The 11,153-nt window shown below is 63.6% G+C and carries 10 protein-coding genes; 6 read left to right on the plus strand and 4 right to left on the minus strand.

Going from position 1 to position 11,153, the window contains the following annotated elements:
* Both EN884_RS11085 and EN884_RS11090 read right to left on the minus strand, forming a co-directional pair.
* Positions 1-2,268: FAD-dependent oxidoreductase (locus EN884_RS11085; RefSeq protein ID WP_164894975.1), on the minus strand; the 2,268-nt coding region annotated here is incomplete at its 3' end.
* A complete protein-coding gene (locus EN884_RS11090; protein WP_063169919.1) occupies positions 2,265-3,152 on the minus strand; it encodes a phosphotransferase family protein in 888 nt (295 codons plus the stop codon). The genes EN884_RS11090 and EN884_RS11085, both read right to left, overlap by 4 nt.
* A gap of 403 nt (positions 3,153-3,555) precedes the next feature.
* Here EN884_RS11090 and EN884_RS11095 point away from each other — a divergent pair, with 403 nt between their 5' ends.
* Positions 3,556-4,332 carry a DeoR/GlpR family DNA-binding transcription regulator gene (locus EN884_RS11095; protein ID WP_013528029.1) on the plus strand — a complete coding sequence of 259 codons (777 nt, stop codon included), beginning with the start codon at positions 3,556-3,558 and terminating at the stop codon, positions 4,330-4,332.
* Here the strand turns inward: EN884_RS11095 and EN884_RS11100 are convergent.
* Entirely contained in the window at positions 4,329-5,228 is a 900-nt protein-coding gene (locus EN884_RS11100; protein ID WP_063169920.1) for an NAD(P)/FAD-dependent oxidoreductase, read from the minus strand. The two genes, EN884_RS11095 and EN884_RS11100, sit on opposite strands and share 4 nt — an antisense overlap.
* Entirely contained in the window at positions 5,218-5,667 is a 450-nt protein-coding gene (locus tag EN884_RS11105) for an Rrf2 family transcriptional regulator (RefSeq protein WP_063169921.1), read from the minus strand. The genes EN884_RS11100 and EN884_RS11105 overlap by 11 nt, the downstream gene beginning before the upstream one ends.
* 263 nt (positions 5,668-5,930) lie before the next feature.
* On the opposite strand from EN884_RS11105, the gene EN884_RS11110 reads away from it, so the two are divergent.
* From EN884_RS11110 to EN884_RS11130, 5 genes are all read left to right on the plus strand, one after another.
* A complete protein-coding gene (locus tag EN884_RS11110; RefSeq protein ID WP_081714289.1) occupies positions 5,931-6,587 on the plus strand; it encodes a DedA family protein in 657 nt (218 codons plus the stop codon).
* A gap of 75 nt (positions 6,588-6,662) precedes the next feature.
* Positions 6,663-7,574 carry a LysR substrate-binding domain-containing protein gene (locus tag EN884_RS11115; protein WP_013528025.1) on the plus strand — a complete coding sequence of 304 codons (912 nt, stop codon included), beginning with the start codon at positions 6,663-6,665 and terminating at the stop codon, positions 7,572-7,574.
* Positions 7,575-7,793: 219 nt separating this feature from the next.
* Complete coding sequence (locus EN884_RS11120; RefSeq protein ID WP_063169922.1) at positions 7,794-8,948, plus strand: ABC transporter substrate-binding protein; 1,155 nt, start codon at positions 7,794-7,796, stop codon at positions 8,946-8,948.
* A 228-nt stretch (positions 8,949-9,176) separates the two neighbouring features.
* Positions 9,177-10,187, plus strand: a complete 1,011-nt coding sequence (locus EN884_RS11125) for an ABC transporter ATP-binding protein (RefSeq protein WP_128360555.1) — start codon at positions 9,177-9,179, stop codon at positions 10,185-10,187.
* Between the two features lie 14 nt (positions 10,188-10,201).
* Positions 10,202-11,152 (plus strand): ABC transporter permease, encoded by a 951-nt coding sequence (locus tag EN884_RS11130; protein WP_210183137.1) that lies wholly within the window; start codon positions 10,202-10,204, stop codon positions 11,150-11,152.
* Position 11,153: the final 1 nt, after the last annotated feature.

Below are 11,153 nucleotides of genomic sequence, written 5' to 3' on the forward strand. Positions count from 1 at the left end.
GGTGAGATAACCGACAGGCTCGCCATTGCGCAGGATGGTTTCGCGGCCGAGCAGCACGATCTCGGGGTCGTCGACCGTGAAGCCGGCAAAGCGTTTCTTCATTGCCGTGCCGCCGGTCTTCTCCAGCGCGCGCCGTCCGATGAAATCCGTGTTCTTGCGCAGCTTGACCGCCCAGCCGAGCCCGGCTTCCTGCGGCGTGTCGTTGGGCGTGATGTCGGAGCCCCAGGCACGATAGCCCTTTTCCAGCCGCAGCGATTCCAGTGCCCGATAGCCGATCGGGCGGATGTCGTGCTTTTTGCCTGCCGCCATCAGCGCGTCGAAGACTTCGCCGGTGGCCGCGATGGGCACGTGCAGTTCCCAGCCCAGTTCGCCGACATAGGTGACGCGCAGCGCCCGAATTGTGTGGCCGGCGATGGCAATCTCACGCACATGGCCGAACGGGAAGCTCACGTTTGAGACGTCGGCTTCGGTCACGGCCGAAAGCACGTCGCGCGCCCGAGGACCCATCAGCGACAGCGTGCCGAAATCCTCGGTGACATCGACAAGCCTGGCATCGAGCCCTTCGCCGATATGATCGCCGATCCACGAGGAATCATGCGTGCGGAAGCCTGTGCCGGTGACGATGTAGAACTTCTCTTCGGCCAGCCGCGCCACCGTCAGATCGGCCTCGATGCCGCCGCGTGTGTTGAGAAGCTGCGTGTAGGTCAGCCGGCCGACCGGCTTGCTGACGTCGTTGGCGCAGACCCAGTCCAGCGCCTTCAGCGCATCGGGCCCGCTCAGCTCGTATTTGGCGAAGGAGGATTGATCGAAGATGCCGACTTTTTCGCGCACATGCCGGTGTTCGTCGCCGACCGCCACAAACCAGTTCTGCCGGCCCATCGAATAGATGTCCTGCGGCTCGACGCCTTCGGGCGCGAACCAGTTAGGCCGTTCCCAGCCGAGCTTCGAGCCGAACACGGCATTTTGCTGTTTCAGCCTGTCGTAGAGCGGCGAGACGATGCGCGGCCTCCCGCTGGCATACTCCTCATGCGGAAAGCCGATCGTATAGTGTTTGCCATAGGCCTCCAGCGTGCGGTCGCAGACCCACTGACGGTCACGGTGCAAATTAGCAAAGCGCCTGATGTCGACCACCCACAGGTCGAGCGGTGCTTCGCCATCGACCACCCACTGCGCCAGCACCCAGCCAGCGCCGCCGCCCGAGGCGATGCCGAAGGCGTTGAAGCCGGCGCCGACAAACATGTTGGCGCATTCGGGCGCTGTGCCGAGAATGAAATTGCCGTCCGGCGTAAAACTCTCCGGCCCGTTGATCATCTGCTTGACGCCGACGGTTTCCAGTGCCGGCACGCGCGCGATCGCTTGGCTCATATGCTGCTCGAAATGGTCGTAATCATCGTCGAACAGCCTGAATTCCCAATCATTGGGGACGTCACCGCCGGGGAGACCAGTAGCCCAGGCCTGCGGGTTCGGCTCATAGCCGCCCATCACCAGCCCGCCGACCTCTTCCTTGAAATAGGTGCGCCGGTCCGGATCGCGGATGGTCGGCGCGTCGGTCGCCAGTCCGTCGATCTTCTCGGTGATGATGTACTGGTGCTTCACCGGCTGCAGCGGCACGTTGATGCCGGCCATGGCGCCGACCTGCCGCGCCCACTGGCCGGCGCAGTTGACCACCTTGTCACAAGCAATGTCGCCCTTGTTGGTCTTCACCGCCGTGATGCGGCCGTCCTTCATTTCGAAGCCGATGACGCGGACATCCTCGAACAGTTTGGCGCCATGCATGCGCGCGCCCTTGGCCAGCGACTGCGTGATGTCGGAGGGGCTCGCCTGGCCATCGGTCGGCAGCCAGGAGGCGCCGACAAGATCGCCGGTTTCCATGAGCGGCCACATTGCCTTGACTTCCGCCGGTGATAGCAATTGCATGTCCATGCCGAAGCTTTTCGCCGTCGTCGCCAGCCTTTTGTACTCGGTCCAGCGGTCGGCATTGGTGGCGAGCCTGAGGCAGCCGGTCATCTTCCAGCCGGTGGCAAGGCCGGTCTCGGCCTCGAGGCCCTTGTAGAGGTCGACGGAGTATTTCAGCACGCGGGTGATCGAAGCCGACGAGCGCAACTGGCCGACAAGGCCGGCGGCATGCCAGGTCGAGCCCGAGGTCAGCTTGCCTTGTTCGAGCAGAACGACATCGGCCTTGTGGTCGCGCGCCAGATGATAAGCCGTCGAACAGCCGATGATGCCACCGCCGATGACGACGATGGCGGCCTGGGTCGGCAATGTCATGATTTCTGCATCCCGTACTTCGTTCTGTAGTTTTCCAGCGCCGTGTCGAGCCGGGCGAGGTTTTCCTCGGTGTAGGCGACGTAGTCGATACCGGGCGCGTCGAGATAGAGCTCGGACACCATGCTCCACATCGCCTCGCGCAGCAGCGAGGCGCATTGCATGGCCGCGTGCGAACGGCGGATCGCTTCGTCCGGTTCCTTCATGAAATAGGCGGTCAGGAAGGCGAAGGATTCCTCGTCGCTCATGCCGGCGTTGGAGGCGGCGCCTGCGAGGTCGAACATCGCCGTGTTGAAGCCGGCATATTCGAAGTCGATCAGCCACAGCCTGTTGCCGTCGTCGAGAATGTTGGCCGGCAACAGATCATTGTGGCCAAAGACGATCGGCAGCAGTTTCTGCGCGCGCTCCAGTTCGTCGGCCAGCGTCAGCAGGCGCGGCAGGTCGCTGCGCTTGCGGCTGCCGCCTTCTTCAAGCGTGCGCGCATAGTCGCGAATGACATGGAACACCCAGAACATGAAGCCGGCGCCGGAGACGTGAGTGGGCATCTCCCGGTGAAAGGCGCGCATCAGGGCTGCGACGCGGCCAAGATTGGCGCGTACGTCCTCGGCGAGATAGGTCTTGGCGCCGAGAAACTCTGTGACCATGATGCCCGGTTCGGCATGGCGGACGGCCGGCGCGAAACCGGCGGCATGCGCCGCCCGCGCCGTCATCACCTCGCGCTCGCGAAAGACATGGTGGAACGGATAGTCCTTGCCGAAGCGCACGACGTGTCGTCCCGCCGCGTCCGTGACCACATAATTCGCGTTGCTCAGACCGCCGGGCAGCGGTGCGATCTCGATGCCACCGGTCCAGCAGGGCAGGGCGCGGATGCGGTCTTCGGCGGTCACGGAATCATCCCTGGTTTGCTGGGCTTCGACAAGGCGCCGTGAACAGCGCAACGACGGCGGGGAGAAACGTAAATAATCTCGTCGGTGCGGGACGCCAGGATCGGTATCCCGCACCGCACCGACGAGCCCCTTGGCCAGGTTTTTGAGCCCGGCATCCGCCCCCGCGGATCTGAAAATTCCTTGTACAGGCACGTTCCAAACGGCCTGATCGCTGAGTTGCGGCTCTGCCCCCAGTCGCAGATCTGAAGCCTGTTAATGTCTTTGATTTCACGCCAGGGTTTCCCGCTTGTCAATAAAAAGCTGTGACTTTTTTTGGGTATTTTGCCTGAAAGCATAAGGTAGTTCCTTTAAAAGCAATTGAATTACCTTAGAATCGGTCAAGAGCATCAGTTCGGGAAACCAGATGGCCCAGTCCAAACGACACGGCGAGATCCTGCGGCTCCTGCAGGAAGAGGGCACCGTCACCATCGCCAGTCTGGCCGACCGGCTGGGCGTGTCGCTCGAGACGGTGCGCCGCGACGTCAAGCCGCTGACCGGTGATGGCTCTGTCCTCAAGATGCATGGCGCCATCGGCCTGCCGTCAATGATCGGCGAAGCGCCGTTCGAGCGGCGCATGCGTGAGAACGCCGACGCCAAGCGCGTCATTGCCCGCATGGTCGCCGCCACCATCCGCGACGGGGAATCCATCATGCTCGACACCGGAACGACGACCTCGTTCCTTGCGCGTGAACTGCTCGGCCACCGGCGCCTGACGGTCGTCACCAATTCCTCGGACATCGCCCGCACGCTGGCCACCATCAACGGCAACAAGGTCTATATGGCCGGCGGCGAGTTGCGCAGCGATTCCGGTGCTGCTTTCGGCGCCTCGGCGATCGATTTTGTCAGTCGCTTCTCGGTCAGTCACGCCATCATTTCCACCGGGGGCGTCGACGCGGTGATGGGCGTCATGGATTTTGATCTGGATGAGGCCGAGTTCGCCCGCATGGTGCTGTCGCGCGGCCAGCGGTCCCTCGTCATCACCGATCACTCGAAATTCGGCCGTCTTGGTCTGGTCCAGGTCTGCGGCTTCGACAGCTTTTCCGAACTCGCCACCGACCGCTCGCCGCCGCACGACCTGGCCGCCGCCCTTGCGCAGGCCGGCGCCCGGCTCAGCATCGCCGGCGCGGAAGCCGGGTTCTAGCCGAAGACCAGCGATTGGTGGGCGCAGACGCCCGCAAAGGTGCCACCCGATACTGCAAGGGCGATGTTGTGCATCGAACGTGCCGCGTCGCCGGCGGCGTAGACGCCGGGCACGGTCGTCTGCTGCCTGTCGTCGACTGATATCACCGGGCCGAGGAGGCCTTCGGTGAAGCCGCAGCCGAGCTGTTCGGCCAGCGGGCTGGCCATGATATTGCGCGGAGCGGTGAACACCGCCCTGACGCCGGCCTTTCTGCCGTCGTCGAGGTGGACGATCAATCCGCCGGAGCCGTCTTCCTCTAGCTCGGCAACGCTGGTGGGCTCAAACCGCACCTTTCGGCTCTCCAGCGCGCGCATCTGCTCTGTGTCAGGCTCGAACAGGCCATTGCCGAACAGCGTGACATCGCCCCAATCGGTGATCAGCTGTGCCTGATGCATGGACATCGGACCGGTTGCGAGCACGCCGAGCGGCCCGCCGGAAACTTCGTAGCCGTGGCAATAGGGGCAGTGCAGCACGCTCTTTCCCCAGAGCTCGGCAAGCCCGGCAACCTCCGGCAGGATATCGCGCACCCCAGTGGCCAGTACCAGCCGTGCCGCGCCGAATGTCTCGCCACCCTCGGTGGTGATTTCGAAATCGCTGCTGCCAGCGGCAAGGGCCTTGTCGGCGCGCCCGTCGACAACCCTGGCTGTCGGATAGGCCAGTAGTTGGCGCCTTGCGTCATCCAGGATTGCGCCGGGCGCGCGCCCGTCATGTCCGAGGAAGCCGTGCGAATGCTCGGCAAAGCGGTTGCGCGGCCGGCCGGCGTCGATCACCAGCACCTTGCGTCCTGCCCGCGCCACCTGGATGGCGGCGGACAGGCCGGCAAAGCTGCCGCCGACGACGGCAAGATCATACTGCATGGCTGGAGACTCCAATGAGGTCAAAACGGCGGCGGAAATCGGCGGTCAGGTCAGCCAGCGTGATGCGGCTCAGCTTCTCCGCCAGCAGCCTTTCGGCGGCGTTGCGAAAATCGTCGAGCACGGCGATCACCGCCTGCTCGACGAGGCAGCCGGGGCTTTCCGGATCGGTGCTGAACGGCAGCAGTGTCTCGCCAAGGGCGACGCTGATCTCGGCCAGGGATATTTTCTCGGGCGCCCGCCCGAGCAGCCAGCCGCCACCGTGCCCGCGCGACGAGGTGACGATGCCGGCGTCGCGCAAGCCTGCGATGGTGCGGCGGACCACCACCGGATTGGTGTGGATGAAGGTGGCAAGCTGCTCGGAGGTCAGCGCCTGTTCGGGCTTCTCGGCCATGTGGACGAGAATGTGCAGGGTAGAGGACAGTCGGCTGTTGCGCTTCATGTAACTTAGTTAGTTACGATTGGTGTCGATGTCAAACACGTCTCGTCCGCGCCGAGGCGCAATGTCCACGCAATCCATTCGCGGCAAACAGAACCAGTCGGTGCGCGATTCGCCTCGTATGCCGGCGCCAAGGCGTCGGACCCGACATATGCAACGGATTTCGGGTCCGACGCTGACTGCAGCAAACGCCACGCCGACCGATCGAAGCGTTGGATCCAGGATGAAGGTTGCCTGATGCTTTGTCTTTTCTCCAGAGATGGACCGTGGCACCGTTTGGTGTCGGCGTCACCATGTCGCTTCGCATGACGGGGCCGCTGGCAGCCATCCTCGGCTTCGGTCTGTTGGGCGTTTTCTGCCTCGCCTTCACCGAAAAGATCCTGCCAATTCCGCCCTCGCATGTGCTGCTGCTGTTCCTCGGCATGACGGCGGCGCCGGATGCTTCGACGCTGGCGATCCTGCTGATGGTGACGACGCTTGCGTCCGCCAGCGGCTGCCTTGTCTGGTATGCGGTCGGCCGCCGGGTTGGACCTGACCGTGCCGACAGGCTGGTCGAGCGTTTCGGCAAGTACGTGTTCCTGCGTCACGCGACCTACCGCAGGCTCGGCCAGGCCTATCGGCGCAATCACGTCCGGGTGTCCTTGCTGGCGCAGTTCATCCCGACTGTGCGCAATTACCTGCCGATCGCCGCCGGCGCACTCTGTCTGCCCGCTTTGCCCTTCGCGGCCGCGACGCTGCTCGGCGCCACGTTCTGGAACGCGGGCTTTCTCACCACCGGCTATCTGCTGCGCGGCAGCGGCCGGGACTCCTTCACGGTGGGCCTGCGCATCATTGTCATCGTCGTGGCTCTGGAGACGGCATTCATGCTTGCGCTGCGCTATGGCCCCGCATGCCGGCGGCGCATCAAGTTGGCGCTCGGTTGAGCGCCAGCTCTCAGGTCATGGGATAAGCTCTGCAGTCGGCTTTCCTTCATTCGGCCGCCGGTGTTTAGTCCGGGCATGGCTTTCACCATCCGCCAGCTGCAGTTCTTCATCGCCGTTGCCGAGCAAGGCACGGTCTCGGGCGCCGCCCAGAACCTCTCCATCTCGCAATCGTCGGTCACCGAAGCGATCAAGGAACTCGAAAGCGATCTCGGCGTCGAACTGTTCGAACGCCACCCGCGCGGCCTCAACATCACCCACAAGGGTCACCAGTTCCTGCGCCATGCGACGAAAATCCTCGCCGATGTTTCCGACGCGCGTCGCTCTTTCTCCGGCGAGCAGGCGGTGGCGGCCGGCCGGCTGCAGCTCGGCGTCACCTCGCTGGTCGCCGGCTATGTGCTGTCGGATCTGCTCGCCCGCTACCGCCGTGCCTATCCCGGCGTCGAGGTCTCTGCCATCGAGGACAATGGCGATTATCTCGAACACCTCCTGATCGGCGGCAAGCTCGACATTGCCGTCATGGTCACCTCCAATTTGCGCGACCGCACCGCGTTGCAGTCGGAAATCCTCGAAGTCTCGGCCTATCGGCTGTGGCTGCCGCTCGGTCATCCGCTCGTCGGCGCCGACATCATCAGCATTGGCGACATTGCCTCCGAAACGCTGATCATGCTGACCGTCGACGAGATCGAGGAGAATACCGGCAAGCTGCTGACGGCGATCGGCGCCAAGCCGCATGTCGCCTTCCGCACCCGTTCCGTGGAGGCCGTGCGCAGTCTGGTCGCCACCGGTGCCGGCGTGGCGCTGCTGCCCGATCTCGTCTACCGGCCCTGGTCGCTGGAAGGCGACCGCATCGAATCGCGCGATATTTCCGGCTCCTTGCCGGTGGTCCAGGTCGGCATGGTCTGGCGGCGCGGCTCCGGTCTGCCGCAGGCCGCGCGCGATTTCATCGGTCTTGCCCAGTCGCAACGGACGGTCCGCCAGCGTCCCTGAGACGCCGGCTGCACATCTATCGGAAAAACCGATATCGCCCTTCTGATAAATGAATTTGCGAAACCGGAATTTTCAAAGCACTTTCGGTTCAGGGACCAAAGCCGCCATCAGAGCGGCATCAAGCCCAACGGACGAACTGACAGTTTTCAGTCCGCGCGTGACCCCTAACGAAGACCGAAACCGGCTTTCAGGGTCAGGCGCCTAAATGGGAGATCGACAATGAATTCATTCCTGAAGTCATGCACTGCTCTGACGGTCGCGCTGACCTTTTCCGGTCAGGCCGTCGCCCAGGTCAAGGAACTTGGCAAGGGCGAAGGCCAGGTCAACATCGTTGCCTGGCCGGGCTACATCGAGCGCGGCGAAACCGACAAGGGCTATGACTGGGTGACTTCCTTCGAGAAGGAGACCGGCTGCAAGGTCAACGTCAAGACCGCCAACACCTCCGACGAGATGGTCTCGCTGATGAATGAGGGCGGCTTCGACCTCGTCACCGCTTCGGGCGATGCCTCGTTGCGCCTCGTTGCCGGCAAGCGCGTGCAGCCGATCAACACCGATCTCATCCCGAGCTGGAAGACGGTCGACGAGCGCCTCAAGGACGCGCCGTGGTTCACCGTCGGCGGCGCCCACTACGGCGTTCCCTACCAGTGGGGTCCCAACGTCCTGATGTACAACACCGACGTGTTCAAGGAGGCTCCCAAGAGCTGGAACATCGTCTTTGAGGAAATGAAGCTGCCGGACGGCAAGTCCAACAAGGGCCGCGTCCAGGCCTATGACGGGCCGATCCACATTGCGGATGCGGCCAACTATCTGATGTTCCACAAACCGGAACTCGGCATCAAGGATCCCTATGAACTGAACGAGGGCCAGTACAAGGCGGCGCTCGAATTGCTGCGCGTCCAACGCACACTGGTTGGCCGCTATTGGCACGACGCCGCCATCCAGGTCGACGATTTCCAGAACGAAGGCGTCGTCGCTTCCGGCTCGTGGCCGTATCAGGTCAACACGCTGGTCGCCGCCAAGAAGCCGGTCGCTTCCACCATCCCGGAGGAGGGCGCCACCGGTTGGGCCGACACCACCATGATGGAGGCCGACGCCGCCAACCCCAACTGTGCCTATATGTGGATGGAACATTCGCTGTCGCCGAAGGTGCAGGGCGATGTCTCAGCCTGGTTCGGCTCACTGCCCGTCGTGCCCGCCGCCTGCAAGGGCAATGAGCTTTTGACCGACGAGGGTTGCAAGACCAACGGCTACGAGAACTTCGACAAGATCAAGTTCTGGAAGACGCCGGTGTCGAAATGCGCCACCCAGAACGATCAGTGCGTGCCCTACTATCGCTGGGTGTCGGACTATATCGGCGTCATCGGCGGACGATGAGCATCCTTGCCCTCCCCCTTGTGGGGAGGGTCGACGCATAGCGTCTGGGTGGGGTCTGCCCGGCAGTTCGTGGCAGTGCCTGGCCCTTCGCAAGGCTCAGGCGTTCGAAGCTCGAAAAGCCAAGCAATTGGCTTTCCTCCGCTATGCGGATCACTTCTCACCCCCACAAGGGGGAGATAGGACGTCGCGCGACATCAACACATCAAACCGGCAACGGACTGACAGCCCATGACCTCCGCCGTCTCCTTCCAGAAAGCCTCGCGCCATTTCGGCAGCGTGCGCGCGGTCGACGCGGTCGATCTCGACATCGCGCCGGGCGAGTTCTTCGCCATGCTCGGGCCGTCTGGTTCCGGCAAGACCACTTGCCTGCGCCTCATCGCCGGCTTCGAGCAGCCGACATCGGGCTCGATCTCGATCTTCGGCGACCGCGCCGAGGGCGTTCCGCCCTATCGCCGCAACGTCAACACCGTGTTTCAGGATTATGCGCTGTTCCCGCATCTGAACGTGCTCGACAACGTTGCCTACGGGCTGATGGTCAAGGGCGTCGGCAAGGCTGAGCGGCACAAGGCGGCGGAAGAGGCGCTGTCACTGGTGCGGCTGCCCGGCTATGGCGCCCGCCGGCCCGGCCAGCTTTCCGGTGGCCAGCGCCAGCGCGTGGCACTGGCCCGCGCGCTGGTCAACCAGCCAAAGGTGCTGCTGCTCGACGAGCCGCTCGGCGCGCTCGACCTCAAATTGCGCGAGAACATGCAGGAGGAGTTGAAGTCGCTGCAGAAGGCGCTCGGCATCACCTTCGTCTTCGTCACTCACGACCAGGGCGAAGCGCTGTCGATGGCCGACCGCGTCGCCGTCTTCAACGATGGCAAGATCATGCAGATCGGCACTCCGGAAGATATCTACCAGCGGCCGAGGACCCGCTTCGTCGCCGATTTCGTCGGCTCCTCCAATGTGCTGCCGCCGGATTTCGTGCAGCGCTATTCCGGCCAGCATCGCTGGCGGAGTCTCCGCCCTGAATCCATTCGCGTCGGCCGCGCGGCCAAGGGGGTCACAAGTGGTGAAGGCGTATCGGCCCGCCTCATCTCGACCAATTATCTCGGCGCCACGACAAAGCTGGCGCTCGACGCCGACGGGCTGCGGCTGCACGCCATCGTGCCGGCCGGCATCGCCTTGCCGGCAGAAGGCGAGGCGGTTGTGCTGACCTTCAACCGCGAGCACCTGCATCTGATGGACGAGCCGGCATGAGCCTCGACGCCGCCATGATGCGTGCAACCGCTCCCGCCATCCTGCCGGGTAGCGGCGGTCTGCGCGGCGCTCTGTCGGACCTTTTCTGGCGCAAGCCGAAGGTCCTGTTGCTGCTCATGCTGCTGCCTCCGGTTTTGTGGCTGGGCATCGTCTATATCGGCTCGCTGTTTGCGCTGCTGGCGCAGAGCTTTTTCTCCATCGACGAGTTTTCCGGCCTCATCGACCGCGAGTTCACGCTCAAGACCTATGGCGATCTGTTCCAGGCTGCCAATCTCGACATCATCCTGCGCACGGTGACGATGGCGGCTCTGGTCACGCTGGCCTCGGCCGTCATCGCCTTCCCCATCGCCTACTACGCGGCGCGCTATGCGCGCGGCCGCTGGAAGGCCTTGTTCTATCTCGGCATCATGCTGCCGCTGTGGTCCAGCTATCTGGTCAAGATCTACGCCTGGAAGCTGATCCTGGCCAAGGAAGGCATCCTCACCTGGCTGCTCGCCAAGCTACATTTGTTGTGGGTTCTCGACGCTTGGCTGTCGCTGCCGATCGTCGGCGGCAATTCCCTGTCGGTATCGTTCACCGGCACCTTCATCGTCTTCGTCTATGTCTGGCTGCCGTTCATGATCCTCCCCGTTCAGGCGGCGCTCGAGCGCGTGCCCGGCAATCTGGTCGAGGCCTCGTCCGACCTCGGCGCTTCACCGGGACAGACCTTCCGCAACGTGCTGTTTCCGCTGGCGCTGCCGGGCATCGTCGCCGGTTCGATCTTCACCTTCTCGCTGACGCTCGGCGATTACATCATCCCGCAGATCATCGGCACCTCGCGTCTGTTCATCGGCCAGGCGGTCTATTCGCAGCAAGGCACCGCCGGCAACATCCCGCTCGCCGCCGCCTTCACCGTGGTGCCGATCGTCATCATGGGCTTCTATCTCTGGGGCGCCAAGCGCATGGGGGCCTTCGATGCGCTCTGAT

This window comes from Mesorhizobium sp. M7A.F.Ca.AU.001.01.1.1 (genome assembly GCF_004022735.1).
Lineage (GTDB): Bacteria > Pseudomonadota > Alphaproteobacteria > Rhizobiales > Rhizobiaceae > Mesorhizobium > Mesorhizobium ciceri.